Origin of the sequence: Thiocystis violacea, from assembly GCF_016583565.1 — a bacterium.
Classification (GTDB): domain Bacteria; phylum Pseudomonadota; class Gammaproteobacteria; order Chromatiales; family Chromatiaceae; genus Thiorhodococcus; species Thiorhodococcus violaceus_A.
This window is the reverse complement of the sequence record NZ_NRRF01000024.1, coordinates 1-20,978: the sequence shown is the minus strand read 5'-3', so window position 1 is coordinate 20,978 and position 20,978 is coordinate 1. Positions and strand designations below refer to the sequence as shown.

At 63.6% G+C, this 20,978-nt stretch carries 18 protein-coding genes; 15 read left to right on the top strand and 3 right to left on the bottom strand.

From position 1 onward, the window contains the following. Positions 1-115: 115 nt before the first annotated feature. Positions 116-1,006, bottom strand: coding sequence for a carbon-nitrogen hydrolase (locus CKO23_RS11550; protein WP_200331213.1), 891 nt, complete (start codon positions 1,004-1,006; stop codon positions 116-118). A gap of 322 nt (positions 1,007-1,328) precedes the next feature. On the opposite strand from CKO23_RS11550, the gene CKO23_RS11545 reads away from it, so the two are divergent. The 3 genes from CKO23_RS11545 (at position 1,329) to tilS (ending at position 4,777) form a co-directional block, all read left to right on the top strand. Then, on the top strand, positions 1,329-2,096 hold the full coding sequence (locus CKO23_RS11545; RefSeq protein WP_200331211.1) for a metal-dependent hydrolase: 768 nt from the start codon (positions 1,329-1,331) through the stop codon (positions 2,094-2,096). A gap of 299 nt (positions 2,097-2,395) precedes the next feature. Beyond that, positions 2,396-3,352 (top strand): acetyl-CoA carboxylase carboxyltransferase subunit alpha, encoded by a 957-nt coding sequence (locus CKO23_RS11540; protein ID WP_200331209.1) that lies wholly within the window; start codon positions 2,396-2,398, stop codon positions 3,350-3,352. A 27-nt stretch (positions 3,353-3,379) separates the two neighbouring features. Then, positions 3,380-4,777: a tRNA lysidine(34) synthetase TilS gene (gene tilS, locus CKO23_RS11535; protein WP_200331207.1), complete on the top strand. Its 1,398-nt coding sequence runs from the start codon at positions 3,380-3,382 to the stop codon at positions 4,775-4,777. A gap of 34 nt (positions 4,778-4,811) precedes the next feature. On the opposite strand, the gene trxA is transcribed toward tilS, so the two are convergent. Beyond that, positions 4,812-5,675, bottom strand: coding sequence for a thioredoxin (gene trxA, locus CKO23_RS11530; protein ID WP_200331199.1), 864 nt, complete (start codon positions 5,673-5,675; stop codon positions 4,812-4,814). Positions 5,676-5,846: 171 nt separating this feature from the next. On the opposite strand from trxA, the gene trxC reads away from it, so the two are divergent. From trxC to greA, 4 genes are all read left to right on the top strand, one after another. Next, on the top strand, positions 5,847-6,281 hold the full coding sequence (trxC, locus tag CKO23_RS11525; protein WP_200331197.1) for a thioredoxin TrxC: 435 nt from the start codon (positions 5,847-5,849) through the stop codon (positions 6,279-6,281). Positions 6,282-6,440: 159 nt separating this feature from the next. Continuing rightward, positions 6,441-7,595: a glutamine-hydrolyzing carbamoyl-phosphate synthase small subunit gene (gene carA, locus CKO23_RS11520; RefSeq protein WP_242482376.1), complete on the top strand. Its 1,155-nt coding sequence runs from the start codon at positions 6,441-6,443 to the stop codon at positions 7,593-7,595. Between the two features lie 237 nt (positions 7,596-7,832). After that, the gene (gene carB / locus CKO23_RS11515; protein ID WP_200331186.1) at positions 7,833-11,042 is read left to right on the top strand and encodes a carbamoyl-phosphate synthase large subunit; all 3,210 of its coding nucleotides are present in this window, start codon (positions 7,833-7,835) and stop codon (positions 11,040-11,042) included. A gap of 118 nt (positions 11,043-11,160) precedes the next feature. Further along, entirely contained in the window at positions 11,161-11,637 is a 477-nt protein-coding gene (gene greA / locus CKO23_RS11510; RefSeq protein WP_200331176.1) for a transcription elongation factor GreA, read from the top strand. A gap of 73 nt (positions 11,638-11,710) precedes the next feature. Here greA and CKO23_RS11505 read toward each other — a convergent pair whose 3' ends face one another. Then, positions 11,711-12,577 (bottom strand): SDR family oxidoreductase, encoded by an 867-nt coding sequence (locus tag CKO23_RS11505; RefSeq protein ID WP_242482375.1) that lies wholly within the window; start codon positions 12,575-12,577, stop codon positions 11,711-11,713. Positions 12,578-12,704: 127 nt separating this feature from the next. Here CKO23_RS11505 and CKO23_RS11500 point away from each other — a divergent pair, with 127 nt between their 5' ends. From CKO23_RS11500 to CKO23_RS11465, 8 genes are all read left to right on the top strand, one after another. Continuing rightward, positions 12,705-13,019 (top strand): FmdB family zinc ribbon protein, encoded by a 315-nt coding sequence (locus CKO23_RS11500; protein WP_200331296.1) that lies wholly within the window; start codon positions 12,705-12,707, stop codon positions 13,017-13,019. Between the two features lie 304 nt (positions 13,020-13,323). Then, complete coding sequence (gene dndC, locus CKO23_RS11495) at positions 13,324-14,364, top strand: DNA phosphorothioation system sulfurtransferase DndC (RefSeq protein WP_200331174.1); 1,041 nt, start codon at positions 13,324-13,326, stop codon at positions 14,362-14,364. A 69-nt stretch (positions 14,365-14,433) separates the two neighbouring features. Next, entirely contained in the window at positions 14,434-14,655 is a 222-nt protein-coding gene (locus CKO23_RS11490) for a hypothetical protein (protein ID WP_200331172.1), read from the top strand. Then, the gene (gene dndD, locus CKO23_RS11485; protein WP_200331170.1) at positions 14,652-16,703 is read left to right on the top strand and encodes a DNA sulfur modification protein DndD; all 2,052 of its coding nucleotides are present in this window, start codon (positions 14,652-14,654) and stop codon (positions 16,701-16,703) included. The genes CKO23_RS11490 and dndD overlap by 4 nt, the downstream gene beginning before the upstream one ends. Then, on the top strand, positions 16,696-18,213 hold the full coding sequence (locus CKO23_RS11480; RefSeq protein WP_200331168.1) for an FtsK/SpoIIIE domain-containing protein: 1,518 nt from the start codon (positions 16,696-16,698) through the stop codon (positions 18,211-18,213). The genes dndD and CKO23_RS11480 overlap by 8 nt, the downstream gene beginning before the upstream one ends. Beyond that, positions 18,210-19,406 carry a hypothetical protein gene (locus CKO23_RS11475; protein ID WP_200331160.1) on the top strand — a complete coding sequence of 399 codons (1,197 nt, stop codon included), beginning with the start codon at positions 18,210-18,212 and terminating at the stop codon, positions 19,404-19,406. Before CKO23_RS11480 ends, CKO23_RS11475 begins: the two co-directional genes overlap by 4 nt. Before the next feature lie 24 nt (positions 19,407-19,430). Continuing rightward, positions 19,431-20,297 (top strand): hypothetical protein, encoded by an 867-nt coding sequence (locus tag CKO23_RS11470; protein WP_200331158.1) that lies wholly within the window; start codon positions 19,431-19,433, stop codon positions 20,295-20,297. A gap of 333 nt (positions 20,298-20,630) precedes the next feature. After that, on the top strand, positions 20,631-20,978 hold a 348-nt coding region (locus tag CKO23_RS11465; RefSeq protein WP_200331156.1), incomplete at its 3' end, for a helix-turn-helix domain-containing protein.

Below are 20,978 nucleotides of genomic sequence, written 5' to 3'. Positions count from 1 at the left end.
GCTCCTGACGATGCGGCGGGCCAGGGGATTGCCCGCGTTGAGCAGGGCATGTTGCCTGTAGATCCGACGGGCTTGGCCCGGTCTCCTCGCGCACGGGGCGTGAGTCCGGGGGGGGTCAATCGCGATAGCGTTGATTCAGGTCGCCATAGGCATCGATGCGGCGGTCCCGCAGGAAGGGCCAGACGCGTCGAACCTGCTCGGTGCGGCCCAGATCGACCTCGGCCACCAGGAGCTTGGGGGACTGATCGTCCGCCTGCGCGATGATCTCGCCCTGAGGGCCGCAGACGAAGGAGCTGCCCCAGAAACGGGCCCCCGAGGTCACGCCGCTCGGATCGGCCTCGTAGCCGACGCGGTTGCAGGCGCCGACCGGCAGCCCGTTGGCGATGGCGTGGGCGCGCTGGATGGTTTCCCATGCTTGGAGCTGACGTTGCTGCTCCTCGGTCGTGTCGTCGGGATTCCAGCCGATCGCCGACGGGTAGAGCAGGATCTGTGCGCCCGCCAGTGCCATGGAACGCGCGGCCTCCGGAAACCATTGGTCCCAGCAGATCAGGACGCCGAGTCGCCCGACGGCCGTATCCACCGGATTGAAGCCCAGGTCCCCCGGCGTGAAGTAGAACTTCTCGTAGTAGCCTGGGTCATCCGGGATGTGCATCTTGCGGTAGATCCCGGCCAGCGAGCCGTCCGCGTCCAGGACCACGGCGGTGTTGTGATAAAGGCCAGGCGCGCGCCGCTCGAAGAGTGAGCCGACGATGACCAGCTCGAGCTCGCGCGCGAGACTGCTGAGGCGCTCCGTCGTGGGGCCGGGAATGGACTCTGCCATGTCGAAGAGGCTCGGATCTTCCGTTTGGCAGAAATAGGGACCGTTATGAAGCTCCTGCAGCAGCACCAAGGAGCAGCCGCGGATCGAGGCCGCGCGGATGGCGGCCTCGCAGTCGTCGAGATTGGCGGCGGTGTTGCCTTGGTCGGACTGCTGGACGAGCGCCAGCGTCAGGGATGAGCGGGCCATGGGTGTGGAGTCTCCGGGTTGCAGCCTGTCGCATTATCCTAGATCCGGCCGTCGATCGCTGCGTGCTTCATGCCGCGCATCCATCGCCATGACGATGGCGGCTTCCCGCTGAATCGCCTGCCGGGTGAAGGCCCTCCAACCGCCGAATCGAAGATTATCCACCGATTCAGCGCCCAATGGGCAGCGTCGCTTCTGGGGCGGTCTCGGCCGTCGGTCAGCACTGGATGACGAGAGTGCGTCGCATTTGCTGTAAGATATCGCAGTGCGCACGGTCCCCATTGGACCCTGCAGTGTCCGAGTCGATCGACCGCGAGGCCCCCGCATGGCCAATTTTCAGACGCACCTCAACGGCGGCATCGTCGTCAGCGCCGCAACGACGCTCTCGCTGCACATGGCTGGCTTGATCGAGAGCGGCCATACCTTCCCGCTCTTCGCCCTCGGGGTGATCGGCAGTCTCCTGCCCGATATCGATTCGGATACCTCCAAGCCGGTCAATGCCCTGTTCAGCGTGCTCGGCGCGGGTCTCGCCTTCGCCATGACGCTCCCCTTGAAGGGCCAGTTCTTGCCCTTGGAGTTGGCGGGCATCTGGGTCGGTGTCTATCTCTGTGTGCGATACGGTTTCTTCGAGATCTTTGCCCGCTTCACCGTCCATCGCGGTCTCTGGCACTCTTGGCTTGGGATTGCCGGCACCGCGCTCGCGACGACGAATCTGGCCTATTGGATGTGGGGACAGTCCCCAGACCCCGCCTGGGTCGCTGGATTGATCGTCGGCATCGGCTACCTGACCCATCTGCTTCTCGACGAGCTTTCCAGCGTCGACCTCTTCAACGCCAAGGTCAAACGCTCCTTTGGAACCGCGCTCAAGCCCTTGAGCCTGTCGTCACCCTGGAGCAGTCTCGCGATGCTCTGCGTGGTCGCCGGTCTGGCCTGGATGGCGCCCTCTCCCCAGGGCTTGATTGCCCGCGTCGATGCGGACCAACTGTTCCAGGTCGATGCCCTCAGCGCCCGCGTGGAGAGCAGTGTGCATTGGGCGGTCGCTCAGATGACCGACTGGTGGTCGCAGTTGTCGCGTCTGCTCGACCTTGGCTGAGGCGCGCGTGGCGATCTTCGGGCTGTACTCGCGAGGTCTGGTGCGCTAGATTGGCGAGCCTTTGCCCGTGTGCCAAAGGGTTCGCGTCGCGGATCGATGGCAGTCCCCGCCCAGCGCGAGGGCAAGGGCCAGGATTCGCCAGCACCCTGGCACTCTCAGCCCCGCGGCCGCCTGCGACGTGGGGGCGCTTGCGTGAGGCTGGCTCGGGACGGTGAGGCTCGCCGAGGTGCGCGATCGCACTCGGGGCTCCATGTCGCCAAGGTCGCTGCCTCCGCTCTAGTAAAGAAATACTTGGGGTTATGGACCTTAACTTTCTCGATTTTGAACAGCCCATCGCTGAGCTCGAGGCGAAGATCGAAGAGCTGCGCTTGGTTGGGCACGACAACGAGCTCAATATCCAAGAAGAGATCGAGCGCCTGCAGAACAAGTGCATCGCGCTCACCGAGTCGATCTTCTCCTCGCTCACGCCCTGGCAGATCTCTCAGCTCTCGCGTCACCCGCAGCGCCCCTATCTGCTCGACTACGTGCGGCGTCTCTTCGATGAGTTCCACGAGCTTCACGGCGACCGCGCCTTCGCTGACGATCGCGCCATCGTCGGCGGCTTGGCGCGCATCGACGGCCGGCCGGTGATGGTGATTGGCCACCAGAAGGGCCGCGATACCAAGGAGAAAATCATACGCAACTTCGGGATGCCGCGTCCCGAGGGCTACCGCAAGGCCCTGCGCTTGATGGAGATGGCCGAGCGCTTTCGCATGCCCATCCTCACCTTCATCGATACCCCGGGCGCCTATCCCGGAGTCGGCGCGGAGGAGCGCGGTCAGAGCGAGGCGATCGCGCGCAATCTGCGCGAGATGTCGCGTCTGCGCACGCCCATTCTGAGCACCGTGGTGGGGGAGGGCGGCTCCGGCGGCGCATTGGCCATCGGCGTGGGTGATTGGCTCGGGATGCTGGAGTTCGGCACCTACTCCGTCATCTCGCCCGAGGGATGCGCCTCGATTCTCTGGAAGAGCGCCGACAAGGCCCAGCTTGCGGCAGAGGCCATGGCCATCACCTCGCAGAAGCTCTTGGAGCAAGGGCTGGTGGATCAGGTCATCAAGGAGCCTCTCGGCGGTGCGCATCGCGATCCGGATGCCATGGCCGCGCGTCTGAAAGAGGCCCTGCTGGAGCGCTTGGCCGCCTTCGATGGCGTCGATCTGAATGCCCTCATTGCCGCGCGCTACCAGCGGCTCATGGCATACGGCCGCTTCAAGGAGTGATGGCGAGGCCGAGCATGGGGGAGGCGCATGTCCGCTTTCGATCCCGCGCATCTGATCGGGCTGCTAGAGCCGTTCGAGTCGGCGTCTAGGATCTGGGTCGCCTTTAGTGGCGGCATGGATTCCTCCGTGCTCCTCGCGGCCGCCACCGAGGTGCGCGAGTCACTCCCCGGAGCGCTCCATGCCATTCATGTCGATCATGGGCTGCACCCGGATTCCGCTCTCTGGGCGGCGCATTGCGCCGAGTTCTGCCGCCTTCGCGCCATTCCCCTGACGACTGAGCATCTTCAGCTCGCAGCCCGGCAGGGCGAAAGCCTTGAGGCCCTGGCCCGCGAGGCCAGGTACGCCGTCTTCGCCGGACTGCTTGGCCGGGGCGATCTGCTGCTGACCGCACACCACGAAGACGATCAGGCGGAGACCCTGCTGCTGGCGCTCCTGCGTGGCAGTGGCGCGCGTGGCCTGGCCGCCATGCCCGTGGAGGCGCGTCTCGGTCGCGGGTATCTGGTCCGGCCACTGCTGGCGAGCCACCGTGAGGAGCTCCTTCGCTACGCGCGCGCGCGCGGCCTGGGTTGGATCGAGGACCCCAGTAACGCCCACCTCACGCTGGATCGCAATTTTCTGCGTCACCAGATCCTGCCCCGCTTGCGCACACGCTGGCCGGCCGTCTCCACGACGCTCTCGCGCAGCGCGCGGCACTGCGCCGAGGCCGCCCAGCTGGTCGAGGGGTTGGCGCTCGCGACCCTGCCGCAGCTCTTCGGTGATCATCCCGGTACCCTCTCGATCGAGATGCTGGAGCAGCTCGATCGGCCGCTGCAGAAGGCGGTGCTGCGTGCCTGGCTCGAGCAGCACGGCTTCGGGCTGCCGGATACCAGTCGCCTTGAGCGCGTGCTCGACGAGGTCGTGGCCGCGCGTGCCGATGCCAATCCGCTCGTCGCCTGGAAAGGCTGCGAGGTGCGACGCTACCGCGGCGATCTTTTCTGCCTGGTGCCCCTGCCCGCGCCGCCCGCGAGGACAGTCGATCTGCCTTGGCGGATCGGGCGCATGCCGTCGAGCCTGGAGCTGCCAAGCGGTCTGGGTGTTCTGGAGTGGCAGCCCGCTGTTGCCGAAGCCATGGATGGGGGGCGTGGGCGGGCGGTCTTAGAGCTGCATGTCCGCTTCGCTCAGGTGGGGCATGTTTGCACGCCGGCGACTGAGATCCATGCGCGACGCTTGAAGGATCTTTTCCAGACGGCCGGCGTGCCGAGTTGGCTCAGACCCTATGTCCCCCTAGTGTTCTGCGCTGACGGACTCATCGCCATTGCGGGCGTCTGTGGCTGCGCGCACCCGCGGGAGCGGGGGCTCGGCGGTGCGCTCCTTTGGAAGGGCCAGCAGCAGGCTCAGATCGGAGCCATCCTGCGAACACCCATCCACATGCGGCTGCCGGGCTGAGCTCGCTGCCTGGGGTGGGTGCGGTGCCGAGTGATCAGTACAGCGCCGTCATCATCTTGGCGCGATAACGGGCGACCAGGTCGTGGCTACCGCCGAGCAGGTCGAAGACCGCGAGCATGCCTTTGCGGCCGGCGTCGTCCTCAAACGAACGATCGCGCTTCATCAGCTCGAAGAGGTGCTCGAGTGCGCTCGCGTAATCGCCCTGCAGGACCGCGAGGGCCGCGAGTTGGTAGCGGGCTTGGTTGTCCTTCGGATCGGACGCCAGCCGGGTCTCGAGCGCGGATTGCGGTGGCGCCCCTTCGGCGGTGCTCGCGAAGCGCAGGCGCCCGCGCAGGGCGGTGACCTCGGGGTCGTTCGCGAGCTCGATCGGCAGGCTATCCAGGTCCGTCATGGCCTGGGCGATGTCGCCTTGCGCCGCTGTCAACTGCACCTGCGCGAGGCTCAATCGGGCATTGGACGGGTCCTCGGCTCTGGCCTGCTCGAGGAGATCGCGCGCCGCGGCGAGGTCGCCACTCGCCATCAGGCCCTGCGCCCGGGCGAGGAGTCCGTCTGAGGCGCGCGGGATGTGGCGGTCCAGGAACTCGCGAACCTGTGACTCCGGCAGTGCCCCCATGAATTGATCCACCGCCTTGCCGGACTTGAACAGCTGGACCGTCGGCAGGCTGCGGATGCCGAATTGCGCGGCGAGTGCCTGCTCTTCCTCGGTGTTCACCTTGGCGAGCAGAAAGCTTCCGCCATAGTCCTGCGCGAGCTGCGCGAGCATCGGCATCAGCATCCGGCAGGGGGCGCACCAGTCCGCCCAGAAGTCCACCAGGACCGGACGCTCGAAGGAGCCTTCGAGGACGACGGATTGAAAGTTTGCCGCGGTGACGGTGATGACGTTGGGTGATTGGCTCATAGTCGTCGTAAAGTGTCTCAGCGATAACAGCAGTTGCGCGCCAAAATAGCCATGCTGGCGGGGCGATTCAAGCCTGGGTCTTGTCGATGACGAGCGCGCTCTGGGATGATTTCGCGGTTTTGGACCCGATCCCTTCGCTTTGTTCAAGCTTTTCGCGGGGAGTGAGCTTCGATGTCCCACGATCTTCATGTTGTCTGCCCAAGCTGTGACGCGGTCAATCGCCTCCCAAGCAGCCGGCTGTCGGCGGCACCCAAATGTGGCAAATGCCACGGGCCGCTCTTTCTGGGGCAGCCGTTGGCGCTCGATGAGGCGCGTTTCGCGCGCCACCTGGCGCGCAGCGATCTGCCCCTGCTCGTCGACTTTTGGGCGCCCTGGTGCGGACCTTGCCGGATGATGGCCCCGGCCTTCGAGTCGGCCGCCGCGCGGCTCGAGCCCTCGGCGCGCCTGCTCAAGGTCAATACGGAGGAGGCTCAGGCGCTCGCCGGACGTCTGGGGATCCGCAGCATCCCGACCTTGATGCTCTTTCGCGCTGGCAAGGAGGTCGCGCGCCAGGCCGGCGCCATGGACGCTGGCGGCATCGTCGCCTGGGCGCGGTCCTATCTCTGAATCCCGCTCGGCGGCTTACATGGACAGTCCGCCGCCCCTTCTTTAGAATGCCGGAGGATCGGTGCGTCCTGCGCGATCCAACCTTGTTGCGTGCCGGTGTCGCTGTCTCAAATGCCCGTTGCGGCATCTGCACGCCCTCGCCCGGATTCGGAGATACCCTTGAGAAAACCTGCAGTTCTGGTTCTGGAAGACGGCTCGGTCTTCCGCGGAACGTCGATTGGCGCCGATGGGACGAGCGTCGGTGAAGTCGTTTTTAATACTGCAATGTCCGGTTACCAGGAGATTCTCACGGATCCCTCCTACCTGAGACAGCTGGTCACCCTGACCTATCCGCATATTGGCAACGTCGGCGTGAATGCCGAGGACGAGGAATCCGGTGCGATTCAGGCCGCCGGACTCATCATTCGCGACTTGCCGATCCTGCCAAGCAATTTCCGCATGCAGGAGCCGCTCGACGCCTACCTGAAGCGCCAAGGCATCGTCGGCATTTCCGACATCGATACCCGCCGCCTGACCCGCATCCTGCGCGAGAAGGGTGCGCAGAGCGGCTGTATCCAGGCCGGCGAGGCGATCGACGTCGATGCCGCCCTCGCCGAGGCACGCGCCTTCCCTGGGCTCAAGGGCATGGATCTGGCGCAGCACGCCTCCACCCGGGAGGCCTATCCCTGGACCCAAGGCACCTGGACGCTGGAGGGCGGGTTGCGGGAGGCGTTGATGCCGGTCGGCGATCGGCTCGCCTATCACGTCGTCGCCTATGATTACGGGATCAAGCGCAACATCCTGCGCATGCTCGTCGATCGCGGCTGTCACGTGACGGTCGTGCCGGCGCACATGCCCGCGGCGACCGTGCTGGCTCTGGAGCCGGATGGCGTCTTCCTCTCCAATGGTCCGGGGGATCCGCAGCCCTGCGATTATGCGATCACGGCCATCCGCGCGCTGCTCGAGACCGATATACCGATTTTCGGCATCTGTCTCGGCCACCAGCTGCTCGGCCTGGCCTGCGGGGCGAAGACGCTGAAGATGAAGTTCGGCCACCATGGGGCGAACCACCCGGTTCAGGATCTCAAGACCGGCGCCGTCATGATCAGCAGTCAAAACCACGGCTTCGCTGTCGACGAGACGGATCTGCCGGCAGACCTGGAACCGACACACCGTTCGCTCTTCGATGGTTCGCTGCAAGGCATCCACCACCGCGAGCGTCCGGCCTTCAGCTTCCAGGGGCATCCAGAGGCGAGCCCGGGGCCGCACGATGTCGCGCCCGTCTTCGATCACTTCATCGATCTGATGCGTCAGCGCAAGGGCGATGCCGCTTGAGCCAGCGCCTGCCGCGGCAGATGGCGATGTCGCCGCCTCCCGGCGGCCTCTGTCGATTGAATATTGTCGATTGAATATTGTCGATCGAATATAGAGAAGCCAGGCAGCGGTAGCTCGCCCGCTTCGAGTTGGTCGAATTCCTCGGATGACGACCGATCACCGTCTCTGACCCGGCCCTGTCGCCATCTGCCTCGTCGCAGACGGTCGAGCGCACCCTGAATCATCACGTGATACCCAATGCCCAAGCGTACTGACATCCACAGCATTCTCATCATTGGCTCCGGACCGATCGTCATCGGTCAGGCGTGCGAGTTCGACTACTCGGGCGCTCAGGCCTGCAAGGCGCTACGCGAAGAGGGCTACCGGGTCATCCTGGTCAACTCCAATCCGGCGACCATCATGACGGACCCGGAGATGGCGGACGCGACCTACATCGAGCCCGTGACCTGGCGCGCCTTGGCCACCATCATCGAGAAAGAGCGGCCGGACGCCCTGTTGCCGACCATGGGCGGTCAGACCGCGCTCAATTGCGCGCTCGATCTGGTGCGCGAGGGCGTGCTGCAGCAGTACGGGGTGGAACTGATCGGTGCCTCGCGCGAGGCCATCGACAAGGCGGAGGATCGCGATCTCTTCCGTCAGGCGATGCGCAAGATCGGGCTCGATATGCCGCGTTCCGCCATCGCGCACAGCCTGGAGGAGGCGGTCCAGGTCCAGGCCTCGATCGGGTTCCCAGCCATCATCCGTCCGTCCTTCACCATGGGCGGCAGCGGCGGCGGCATCGCCTACAACCAGGAAGAATTCGAGGAAATCTGCCGGCGCGGACTCGATCTATCCCCAACGAAAGAGCTGCTGATCGAGGAGTCCGTGCTCGGCTGGAAGGAGTACGAGATGGAGGTGGTCCGCGACCGCGCGGACAACTGCATCATCATCTGCTCCATCGAGAACTTCGATCCCATGGGCGTGCACACGGGCGACTCCATCACGGTCGCGCCGTCTCAGACGCTGACCGACAAGGAGTACCAGATCATGCGTAACGCCGCCATCGCGGTGCTGCGCGAGATCGGCGTGGATACCGGCGGGTCCAACGTCCAGTTCGCCATCGATCCGGACACCGGGCGGATGATCGTCATCGAGATGAATCCGCGGGTTTCGCGCTCATCGGCCCTGGCGTCCAAGGCGACCGGCTTTCCCATCGCCAAGGTCGCCGCCAAGTTGGCGGTGGGCTATACGCTCGATGAGCTGCGCAACGAGATCACGGGCGGCGCGACCCCGGCTTCCTTCGAGCCGACGATCGACTATGTCGTGACCAAGATCCCGCGCTTCGCCTTCGAGAAGTTCCCTCAGGCCGACGCGCGCCTGACGACCCAGATGAAATCGGTCGGCGAGGTGATGGCGATCGGACGCACCTTCCAGGAGTCGCTGCAGAAGGCGCTGCGCGGCCTGGAGATCGACCGCTACGGTCTCGATGAAGTGGTGGACCTCGCCGATCCGGAGGCTGAGCAGAAGATCCGGCTCGAGGTCCGTCAGACCGGCGCCGAGCGCATCTTCTATGTCGCCGATGCCTTCCGCGTCGGTATGAGTCTGGAGGAGATCCATCGTCTCAGCCGGATCGACCCCTGGTTCCTGGCGCAGATCGAGGATCTGGTCCGCTGTGAGCGCGAACTCCGCGAGGGCGGTCGCGGCGGACTCACGCGCGATGTCCTGTTCGGCCTCAAGCGCAAGGGCTTCTCCGATCGCCGCATCGCACGCCTGGTTGGCGCGAAGGAGTCCGAGATCCGGGCGCTGCGCCATGACTGGGAACTGCACCCGGTCTACAAGCGGGTGGATACCTGCGCCGCGGAGTTTGCCTCTAGCACGGCCTACATGTACTCCACCTATGAGGAGGAGTGCGAGGCCGCACCCTCGGATCGGCGGAAGATCATGGTCCTCGGCGGCGGGCCTAACCGCATCGGGCAGGGCATCGAGTTCGACTACTGCTGTGTTCATGCCGCCTTTGCGATGCGCGAGGACGGCTTCGAGACCATCATGGTCAACTGCAATCCGGAAACGGTTTCGACCGACTACGACACCTCCGATCGGCTCTATTTCGAGCCGCTGACACTCGAGGATGTCCTCGAGATCGTCGCCAAGGAGAAGCCGTTCGGCGTCATCGTCCAGTACGGCGGCCAGACGCCGCTGAAGCTGGCGCGCGATCTCGAGGCCGCCGGTGTGCCCATCATCGGGACCACGCCCGACAGCATCGACCTGGCCGAGGACCGGGAGCGCTTCCAGAAGCTGATCCAGGATCTCGGGCTGCGTCAGCCGCCCAACGCGACGGCGCGCAGCGAGACCGACGCGGTCGCTCAGGCGGCGGGCATCGGTTATCCGCTCGTGGTGCGTCCATCCTACGTGCTGGGCGGCCGGGCCATGGAGATCGTCTACGACGAGACCGAACTCAACCGCTACATGCGTGAAGCCGTCCGGGTGTCCAACGAGTCGCCCGTGCTGCTCGATCGCTTCCTGGACGACGCCATCGAGGTCGACGTCGATGCCATCTGCGACGGCAGGGACGTGCTCATCGGCGGCATCATGGAGCACATCGAGCAGGCCGGCGTGCACTCGGGCGATTCGGCCTGCTCATTGCCGCCGTATACATTGCCCCCGATGATCCAGGACCGCATGCGCGAGCAGATGGTCAAGATGGCCCGCGCGCTGAATGTCGTCGGCCTCATGAACGCCCAGTTCGCCATCCAGGGCGACGAGATCTTCATCCTCGAGGTGAATCCGCGTGCCTCGCGTACCGTGCCCTTCGTCTCCAAGGCCATCGGGGTTCCGCTGGCCAAGGTCGCCGCGCGCTGCATGGCCGGAAGATCCCTGCAGGATCAGGGAGTCAACCGCGAGGTCAAGCCCAAGCATTACTTCGTCAAGGAAGCCGTCTTCCCCTTCATCAAGTTCCCGGGCGTCGATACCGTTCTGGGCCCGGAGATGAAATCGACCGGGGAGGTGATGGGGGTTGGCGAGAGTTTTGGCGAGGCTTACGCCAAGGCGCAGGAAGGGTCGGGCAGTCTGCTGCCGCGCAAGGGCGGCAAGGCGATGCTCAGCGTGAAGCCCGCCGACAAGGCGAGACTCATCCGCGTCGCGCACGACCTGGCCGAGTTCGGCTTCACCCTCTACGCCACACACGGCACGGCGGCGGCGCTCCGCGAGGCCGGTCTCGACTGTATCGGGGTCAACAAAGTCGCCGAGGGCAGGCCGCATATCGTGGACATGATCAAGAACAACGAGATCGGCTTCATCGTCAACACCACGGAAGGGACCAAGGCGATCACGGACTCCGCCGCGATCCGCCGCGCGGCGCTCCAGCACAAGGTGACCTACACAACCACCATCGCGGGTGCGGAGGCGACCTGCCTGGCGTTGAAACAGCTGGACATCGTCAGCGTGAATCGGTTACAAGACCTTTACTGATGTAGGACTTACGGGCGCTTCCTTGCGCCCGCAGTTTTTAGTGACGGGCCCGCAACGGGCTTGCAACGCCGCGTGACGAGTCGCTTGTCCGCGGCGTCTCCAACCGAGGGAATCACCCATGAGCAAGGTACCTCTCACCGCCAGAGGCGCTGAGAAATTGCGCGAAGAACTCGATCGGCTCAAGAGGATCGAGCGACCGAAAATCATCGAGGCGATCGCCGAGGCGCGCGCCCACGGCGATCTCAAGGAGAATGCCGAGTACCATGCCGCGCGCGAGCAGCAGGGCTTCGTCGAGGGGCGCATCAAAGACATCGAGGGCAAGCTCTCGAACGCGCAGATCATCGACGTGACCACGCTGGCGGCCGATGGCCGTGTCGTCTTCGGCGCGACGGTTCGCGTGCTCGAGCTGGAGAAGGATGAAGAACTCTGCTACCAGATCGTCGGCGAGGACGAGGCGGATCTGAAACAGGGCATGATTTCGGTCGGCTCGCCCATTGCCCGCTGCCTCATCGGCAAGACCGAGGGCGACATCGCCTCCGTTGCGGCCCCCGGCGGCGTTCGCGAGTTCGAGATTCTGGAAGTCCAGTACGTCTGAGAGAGGTCCGCCTGCCCGGGGATAGGGGCCGGACGGGCGCGCTGCTGGGTCGGCGTTCGACCCTGGGGGCCGCTCAGCCCGCGCCGCCGCGGGAGATCTTCACGAGCAGCCGATCCAGGGCGCGCGTGGAGAGCAGGCGCTTGAGGCTGCCGATGACATGCGTCGGGACGGTGACGTAGTAGCGCGGGTGCGGGCGCGGGCTCTCCAAGGCGTGCACCAGTTTCTTGAGCACGGCCTCGGGCGGGAGCGTGAAGGGCTGCGCGGCGCCCTCCTTGCTCAGGCGGTCCTCGGCGTGGCGATAGGCCTCCCGATGCGGGCTCTGCTCGACGTCGATGTTGGCCTGGAACGCTTGGTGGGCATTCTTGCGAAACTGGCTGGCGATGGGGCCGGGCTCGATGAGCGAGACATGAATACCGGTATCGCGCAGCTCCAGCCGTAGGGTATCCGTCAGCCCCTCCAGGGCGTACTTGCTCGCGACATAGGCGCCCCGAAAGGGCAGCGGCATGAAGCCCAGAATGGAGCTGTTCTGGACGATGCGTCCATGGCCCTGTCGGCGCATGATCGGAATGACCTTGCAGGTCAGCTCATGCCAGCCCAGCAGGTTGGTTTCCAGCTGCGCGCGCAGCACATGACGGCTAAGATCCTCGACCGCTCCCGGCTGACCATAGGCGCCGTTGTTGAAGAGTGCATCGAGGCGCCCGCCGGTCAGCGCCAACGTCTGGTCGACCGCATCCCGGATGGTCTCCGAGCGATCCAGATCCAAGGCGATCGCGGTGAGCCCTTCCCCCGCGAGCCGATCGACATCCGCCTGCTTGCGCGCGGAGGCGATGACGTTCCAGCCGCGCCTGGCGAGCGCATGTGCGCAGTGATGACCGATGCCGCTGGAGCAGCCGGTGATGAGAACGCTGGGTGCCGTCTGCGTGGTCATGGGATCGGACATGGGCGGCTCGGTGACATGGGCGCCATTAACGCGGATCCCGCTGACGGCTGCAACCCGATTTGCCTTCGATGGGGGTGTCTCCCTGGACATCCCATTGCTCAACTCCTGTGATTGTGAGGAATCTACGATGCCGATCTATGAATATCGTTGCGACGAATGTGGTCATGAACTCGAAAAGATGCAGAAGATCAGCGATGCCCCGCTGATCGACTGTCCCGAGTGCGGCAAGCCGGCGCTGAAGAAGCTGATTTCCGCCGCGGGTTTCCGCCTCAAGGGTGGCGGCTGGTACGAAACCGACTTCAAGAAGGGCAACAAGAAAAACCTGCACGACGGTGGCGAGAAGAAGGAATCCGCCAAGTCCGAAGGCTCCGGCGGCAAGGACACCAAGAGCGGCGGCGACAAGCCGGCCGATTCCAAGCCTGCGGCAAAGACGGCGGCCTGACGGCTGAGTCCCGTGCTCGGCGGGTATGGGCAGGCTCTCGCGCCTCTCCATGGTTTAGCCACTCAAGGGGTGGCTACAGGCGCAGTTTTCGCGGTTCCGCGGGTTGTTCGCAGTGGGGAATCGGACGGGCCGTCTCGGACTAAAAAGTGTCGAATGGACGCAAGATTAAGATGTCAAGGCGTGCGCAGTTTTTTCGGGCCTCTTCTGTCGGTCTGCTTTGCCTCGCTCGCCGCAGTCGTGGACAGATTTCCCATGATCAAAGTAGCCGTCTCCCCTTTGCAACACAGCCACGCAGGGAAGGTCATTGAACGCTGATCCAGAAGTCGTGGCGTCCTCGCCTGAGCAACGCGCCTATGCCCGCCTGAGAAGTCTCTATCGACAAGACCGTCGACCTTGGGTCGTGGCGTTTTCCGGGGGGAAGGACTCCACTGTTCTGCTTCAGCTCGTCTACTCCCTGCTCTTAGAACTCAAGGACGAGGAGGCGAAGCCAGTTTTCGTTATCGCTTCCGATACAGGAGTCGAGGCTCCCAATGTCAGCGCTTATCTGGCTGACGCCCTGACAGCGATTCGAGCCAGCGCGCGCGATGCGCTGCCGAACCTGACCGTGCATCTGGTCAAGCCCGAGGTCGATCAGACCTTCTGGAGCAAGCTCATCGGTCAGGGTTATCCATCGCCGACACGATGGTTCCGTTGGTGCACGACCAACATGAAGATCAAGCCGAGTCGCCGGCTGATCGAAGGCATCACGCGACGGCACGGCAGTGTGGTCCTCCTGCTGGGTACGCGCATCGAGGAGAGCGCCGAGCGCGGGCGACGTATCAATGCGCGCGAGCAAACCGCGCGCGGCCTCAATCCCCATCACGAGATCCCGAACGCCCTGGTGGCCACGCCGATCGTCGACTGGACCACGGACGACGTCTGGGAGTATCTGATCGCCCACAATCCGCCCCCCTGGGATGGCAATCACGACTTCCTTCTGAATCTTTATCGCCAGGCGTCTGGTGGTGAGTGTCCGGTGGTCTTCGATCTCTCGACGCCATCCTGTGGCGGCAGTCGTTTCGGGTGCTGGACCTGCACCGTCGTCAAGGAGGACAAATCGATGCAAGGCTTCATCGCGTCCGGCGAGGAGCGTTTCGAGCCGCTGAAGCGGTTTCGAGACGAGCTAAAGGCGATCCGCGAGGACAACGGGCAGCGCATGGTTCACCGGAAGGGCGGATCCAAGGGGCCAGGCCCCTTTCGGCCAGAGGTCCGGCAGCGTCTGCTCGGAGACCTCTTGGCATTGGAGCGTAAGGTCGGCGAAGCGCTGATCTCGGACGAGGAAATTGCGTATATTCAGGCTCAATAGAGCGCCGACTCCGACCTGAAGGAGAGCGCATTGGAAATTGCGTCCTCATACGGAAGAAGGGTCGACCCCATGCCGAACATCGATCTACCCCCGCTGGAGCAGGAGGTATTGGAGGGCCTGCTGGCCGAGCGCGATCTGGACCCAGAGCTGGTCGATAAGCTCTTGGGCCTGGTGCTGCATGAATACCCGGATCTTCGCATCTGGGGAAGCAAGACAGCACTGCAGCACGATATCGAGCAGGCAATTCAAGCGTCGGCGACGAACGCCGAGGCTGCGGAGACGAGCCAGTGAGGTTCCGCCGCATCCATCTCAAGAACCTCTTCTCCTATCGGGATACGCGGATCGATCTTGAGGGCGCCGTCCCCGGGCGAAACATCGCGCTGATCAGTGGTCGCAACGGGTACGGTAAGACCAGCTTCATCAATGCGGTCAAGCTACTCTTCGTCGGTCCGAATAAGGACATGTGCTCCGCCGTACAGCAAGGAAGCGAGCTGCGGCCTAAGCAGTATGTCCTGGGTGTCGGCGAGGACTGGATGGGCATCTTCAATCGGGTGGCTCGGGCCGCAGGTGAACGGGATGCCCGCGTCGCTATCACCTGGGATGAGCCGATCGGCGAGGTAGAGGCCGTACGCAGCTGGCAAATCGAGGGGGACGGATACCAGGAGCGCCTGCAGGTCGATCTGCGAGGGGACGCTTCCCGTCACTTGGAGGGGGACGAGGCCCAGCGGTTTCTGAATGAGCGCTTGCCCGAGGACTATATCCCGTTTTTTTTCTTCGACGGCGAGCAACTTCAGCATCTGTCGGAGGCCAACCGGACCCGTTCGAGTCGGCACATCGAGCGTTTGCTCAATATCTCCCACGTCGAGACCCTCATCGATCAGTTGGCTCAAGTCAGTAAAGGCTGGCGCAAGGAAGCCATGCCAGGGGCCGCACGTGCGGAGTTGGCAAAGCTAGAAAAGGATCAGGCCCACATCGAGGCGATGTTGCTTGCCGCCGACGAGACGATTGAGGCGCTTGCGACGGAACGGCGGGACCTCGAGCGTCTGGTCCGAGAGGAAGATGCCTATCTGGAAAGGCGGCGGGTCGCCAATCTGGCGCAAAACGAGGCCCATCTCTCGGGCGAGCGCAAGCGCCTGACCGAGCAACTGGAGCACGAGCAGTCCTGGCTGGCCGATACGCTACCCCTAGTGGCCCCCCTGTTGGTCAATCCAGGCTTGGTTCGCCAGACGATGGATGAGCTCAAGAAGCTGCTGGAGAGCGAGGCTGGAGTCCAGGCGGATGCGCTTAGGGAGGTGCTTGCCAGTCTGCCGCAGGATCTGTTCGACAAGCCGCCCTTTCCGCAGCCGCGACTGACCGAGGGGCAGGCACGCTTCTACAAGGGACGGCTCGATTTGCTGTTGCGCGCCTTCATCCCTGCACCAGAGGATTTAGGGAACGGCTTGTTTCATCTGGACCGCAGCGAGGCACACGAACTCCGTACGCTCCTAGGACACTTCGCGCTGTCGGACGAAGAGCGCAGAGGACAGGGTGAGCGTCTCAAGAGCATCAGCCGAAGCAAGCGCAGTCTTGCCGAGGTCGAAGATCGATTGGAGAACCTGAGCAATCTGCCCGCCGACGAGCAGGATGAGTATCGACGCAGAAAGGCCGAAAACGATGAGCGTCGCCAGCGAATCGGGGCCATCGATGTCGAATCGCGTCAGGCTGTGAAGCAACGCGACGATCAGAGGGGGGCTCTCGAAGCCAAGGAGAAGGAGATTCGCTCGCAGGAGAAGCAGGTGACACTGAGTGCCCAGGCGGAGCGTCGCTTGCGGCTTGCTCAGGAGACCAGAGATCTCTTCATCGCCTACAAGGAAGAGCTCAAGCGGCGAAAGCGAGGGGCGGTCGAGAATGCCGTGAACCGCAGGTTCAAGGAGCTAATGACCTCTCATGGACTGATCGATCGAATCCAGGTGGACGACCACTTCGGCATCCATTACCTGGATCGGGATGGAACACCCATCGCAATGGGGAGCCTGTCCGCGGGCATGAAGCAATTGGCGGCAACCGCGCTGCTCTGGGCGCTGAAGGAGGTCTCCGGAAAAGAGGTGCCGCTGATCGTGGATACGCCTCTGGCACGAATCGATCGGGAGCATCAGGACAACCTCTTGCGCCGCTACTATCCCCAGGTCGCGGAGCAGGTGATCGTGCTGCCAACGGACGCCGAGATCGACAGAGAGAAGTACGCCCTGATCGAGCCGCACCTCTATCGAGAGTACAGACTAAACAACCCAACGGGGGTGGATACCAGACTAGAAGAAGCGCCCATGTACGGGGCGCTGGGGACGGTCGCCAATGGCTGACATCTACACCGGAGGCGATGACGAAGAGACCATCCGGCTTGTGCTGGAAAAGGGCTTGGCCGTGCGCAATGTGCCCAAGTGGAGCGTGCTGCGGCTTGCACTTGCTCACTCCCTGCATATCGCGACGCCACCGAGCGATTCCCTGGACCGCATCGAAGACCGAAAAAACGGCTCCGAGTACCACCTGGAGCAGGTGACCGGGCGCGGACTCGGTTCGGGTGCCGATCACGAGCCTAGACAAGATTACGATGCTGCCATTCGCGCCCTGCTAAGCGTCTACCATGAGACGGATCTGTTCGCAGACACCAACGTCTATAAGCGTCTGCTACAGCGTCATATCCGGCGCGGTTTGCGCGAGTTTCGCACCGGCTGGCGAGTCGGCCACGACTTTCACGACTTTCTCTACCAAGAGCTGTTCTCCCAGCACCAGGGCTCCCTCGCGCAGGAGCTCACGCTGACTGAAGAGTTGGAGCGAGGGCTGACGGAGATCGGAGTTCGGGGAGAGATCCAGAAGACACTTCATGGCCCTAGGCTGACCCGCTTCCAGCTCCATCTGCCGGACGTCAACGACCTGGACCGGCTCAAGCGCGGACTGGAAAAACTGAGCTTCTCCTTGGGGCTCCAGGAGCAGGGGATCTTCACCGCCCCGACGAGGGAGTCCAAGGTCATCGGTCTCGACGTACCGCGTCCACGAGACACCTGGGAGACCATCCCAGGCAGCCGCTTGGTCGAATGGATCGCGTCCAATGGCTCGGAAGGAGTGCTTCCGGTCTGGCCGGGGGTGGACGTGCTGGGGGAGCCTGTCATGCTCGATCTGGCGCGTGCCCCGCACCTGCTTGTGGGCGGCACCACGGGCAGCGGTAAGAGCGTCTGTCTGCACGCGCTGCTGGTGTCCCTGCTGCGCGGCCCCTCCCGCGATCGATTGCAGCTCTGCCTGATCGACCCTAAACGGGTGGAATTCGAGGCCTACAAGGGTCTGCTGGGGCTCTATGGTGGTGAGGTCTTCAGCGATACCGAGTCCGCCCTATGCACGCTCCAGGCATTGGTCGACGAGATGGACGAGCGGATCACCCGGCTCGCCGAGCTGGGGGCTCGGGATCTCGCCGAGGCCCATGCCAAAGGCGCCAAGGATCTGCCTTACATCGCCGTCTTCGTCGAGGAGCTTGCCGATCTTCTGATGCAGTCGCGCGCGACCGAGGAGCCCCTGGTCCGGCTCGCACAAAAGGCCAGAGCCACCGGAATCCATCTGGTGCTCGCCACGCAGCGGCCGGATGCGGCCACCTTCTCCGGCCTCTTGCGCTCGAACATTCCGGCGCGTATCGCCCTGACCGTGCAAAAGGCGTCCGAACCCAAGATCATCCTGGACCGCACCGGGGCCGAGCGCCTGACCGGGATGGGCGACATGCTGGTCGCCACCGGACAGGCTGAGCCGGTGCGGGTCCATGGCGTGCGCGTGATGGCGGACGATATCGCCGCGGCTGTGACTGTGTTCAATGGGGGGGCTCAATGATCGACGACAACTTCCTGGTGCTCGATTTCAGACCCCTGTTCCTGACCGTCGAGGGCATTGGACCCTTTCAGTCCGAGCCCTTCCAGCTCGACTTCACGGACGCCGATGGCGAGCCCTGTAATTTCTATCTGCTGCTCTCCAAGAACGGAATGGGCAAGACCACCTTGCTCGATCTGATGGCGGTCTTGATGGGGCTGTTCGAGCTGCGAGACCCCGAGCATCTGGGCTTCGAGGACCTGGATTCGGGCGCCGGGCGGGCGCAGTGGGATTTTCTCGTGCGCACGCACAGCGAAGGCAGGGAGCAGACACGGGTGCTTTCACTGGTGGCAGGCCGCGATGAGCCATGGACGCTCAATCCCTGGGGCGAGACGAGGCTCGGTCAATTCGGTGCCTATGCACGCAGCCTGTTCGGCTTCATCCGGCATGCCAGCGGTCGCTTGTCACCTGTTGGTGGTAGGACCGTAAGTAACGGGTTGCCGCGAGGACTCTCAATGATGGTCGACGGTTTGGTCGACGACGGCTTCGTTGCCGATCTGCTCGCGGCGATGCGCGCGCACATGGACCAGGCGCCGATCGCCTTCGAAGACGATCCGCTGACCATGCCCACCCTGCTGCATTTCTCGGCCTATCGGGACATCTCGAAGATCGAGGACTGGAACCGTGGTGTCATGCAGCCCCCGAGTTGGGGATACCGTCCCCTGCTCCGCTTCGGCACCGAGAGTCGGGGTTGGCAGGACTCTCTGGACAATCTGCTGGTTTGGCTCAAGTGGCTCGACGACGGTCGTTACGAGCGGGCTATCGAGGTGATCAACGCGCGCGTCTTCGCTGAAAGCCCCAAGTTCCTAAAAGGTGTGCGCAAGCAGCCACCGGAGGCATTGGTCGTCAACGGCGAGCATCCGCATCGACTGGATCGACTCAGCAGCGGAGAGAAGAGTCTGGTGCAGCTCTATCTGCGGGCCGGTATCCACATGACGCGCAATACCCTGCTGCTGGTGGACGAGCTGGACATCCATTTGCATTCGATTTGGCAGCATCGAACGCTTGCCGTCTTCAAGCAGCTCGCCGTTGATCATCCGGGATTGACCATCATCGCCAGCACCCATGCTCGGGAGCTGATCCCCGCCTTCGGCCACGATATCCCGGAGAAGGGGCTCCGCAAGGGTGGACACATCATCGAGACGGGCGTCGTCTAACGCTCCAGAGGCTGAGAGGGAACTGTGGCGAGCTTGAAGAATCTCGAATCCGGCGACCTTGCCGAACGGCGCTATGTCGCAAAGCGCTATGTCTACCTGGAATCCGAGGAGGACGTCCAGATTCTCGCGGAGCGTTGGTTCAACGACCGAGGCGCCAAGGTCGAGTTCCTGGCCGCTGGAGATGATCTAGGGGGCGGATGTAACCGAGTCATCGCTCAGGTCGATAAAGATGTCGAGAATGGGATCGATGCGGTGGGGATTCTCGACAGGGACAGCTTGGCGGCTCGATCCCACTGGGATGCCTTCTTCGATACGGCCGATGCGTCTTGCTCCAACCGATCTCCCTTCGGGGATCGGATCTACGTGCTGCGTTGCTGGGAGATCGAAAACTATCTGCTGCACCCCTTGGTCGTCGAGTCCTTTCTCGCCGACGAGCAAGGCCGAGGCAAGCGAGAAGAAGAGGATGTCAACCGGGAGTTGTTCGACATCCTTTGCGATCTGCTCCCTCTGGTGGCCGGAAGTCTGCTACTGACCTCCTACGGGTTGCGCAAGCTCGACATGGGTCATGGTCTGAATCAGACCTTCCTCGTCAATCACGCCCAGGTCGCTCAGCAAATCGAGACTCGGTTGTCGCCCGAGGCAGCGGAGTCGCTGGATATCTGCATCGAGCGTATCGTTAGCTTCGGCGGCGCGCACCATGATCGAAGCACCACCCACTGGCTGGATCTGATTCGAGGGATCGACGGCAAGCGATTCCTGGTCTGGCTGATACACCACTATCAGCTCGGCAAGGCCAGAGACATCCGTTTTCATCTGGCAAGGCTGACGCGAGACTGCGGAGTGCTCAACGCTGTGTTGGACGATTTCTTCTTCCAGCTGATAAGCCCCTAGCGAGGCGTGAATGACGCTACTCGGTGCGTAACCCTTGCTCAATATCGTCTGCGGTGCGACCCAAGCTAGCGCGGCTCTTCTCAGCATGTCGGCACGGGCCGAGCGTTATGATGCCCTCAACTGTTGCGGTGACGACAAGCCTCTGCACGTCAGTCTCGGGCCGGATCATTTCCCAAAGGTGCCCGTCTATTCATGGCAGCAGTATCTCCGTCAGCACCATCAGGCGCAGGGGCGCGCACTAGTGGTCTAGAGTGAAAGTCCTAATACTGTTTCTGGGCGATCGATGGCATCCTACTCATCTGTCTTGAGTTTCGCCGACGAGTTGATGACACGATGCCACGCTGCACCCCGATTCCCGTTTCCCTCACCGACAAAGAACGTACCCAGTTGGAGGCGTTGGTGCGTCAGCACACCACGGCGCAGCAACTGGCGATCCGAGCCCGAATCATTCTCGCCGCCGACGCCGGCAAGGGGATGCACGAAACGGCCGCCACGTTGCAGGTCAGTCGCTCGTTGGTCCAACGCTGGCGCCGCCGCTGGCGCGAGCGCGCGGATCACCCGGTGCTCGAGCGTCTGAGCGATGAGCCGCGTTCGGGGACACCGCCGACCTTCACCCCCGAGCAGATCTGCGCCATCATCGCCCTGGCGTGCGAGCCTGCGGTCCGCGAAGGGGTGAAGCTG

Coding starts and splice junctions, on each gene's coding strand:
- CKO23_RS11550 (WP_200331213.1), bottom strand. CDS start 1,006: ATGGCCCGCTCATCCCTGACGCTGGCGCTCGTCCAGCAGTCCGACCAA.
- CKO23_RS11545 (WP_200331211.1), top strand. CDS start 1,329: ATGGCCAATTTTCAGACGCACCTCAACGGCGGCATCGTCGTCAGCGCC.
- CKO23_RS11540 (WP_200331209.1), top strand. CDS start 2,396: ATGGACCTTAACTTTCTCGATTTTGAACAGCCCATCGCTGAGCTCGAG.
- tilS (WP_200331207.1), top strand. CDS start 3,380: ATGTCCGCTTTCGATCCCGCGCATCTGATCGGGCTGCTAGAGCCGTTC.
- trxA (WP_200331199.1), bottom strand. CDS start 5,675: ATGAGCCAATCACCCAACGTCATCACCGTCACCGCGGCAAACTTTCAA.
- trxC (WP_200331197.1), top strand. CDS start 5,847: ATGTCCCACGATCTTCATGTTGTCTGCCCAAGCTGTGACGCGGTCAAT.
- carB (WP_200331186.1), top strand. CDS start 7,833: ATGCCCAAGCGTACTGACATCCACAGCATTCTCATCATTGGCTCCGGA.
- greA (WP_200331176.1), top strand. CDS start 11,161: ATGAGCAAGGTACCTCTCACCGCCAGAGGCGCTGAGAAATTGCGCGAA.
- CKO23_RS11505 (WP_242482375.1), bottom strand. CDS start 12,577: ATGTCCGATCCCATGACCACGCAGACGGCACCCAGCGTTCTCATCACC.
- CKO23_RS11500 (WP_200331296.1), top strand. CDS start 12,705: ATGCCGATCTATGAATATCGTTGCGACGAATGTGGTCATGAACTCGAA.
- CKO23_RS11490 (WP_200331172.1), top strand. CDS start 14,434: ATGCCGAACATCGATCTACCCCCGCTGGAGCAGGAGGTATTGGAGGGC.
- CKO23_RS11480 (WP_200331168.1), top strand. CDS start 16,696: ATGGCTGACATCTACACCGGAGGCGATGACGAAGAGACCATCCGGCTT.
- CKO23_RS11475 (WP_200331160.1), top strand. CDS start 18,210: ATGATCGACGACAACTTCCTGGTGCTCGATTTCAGACCCCTGTTCCTG.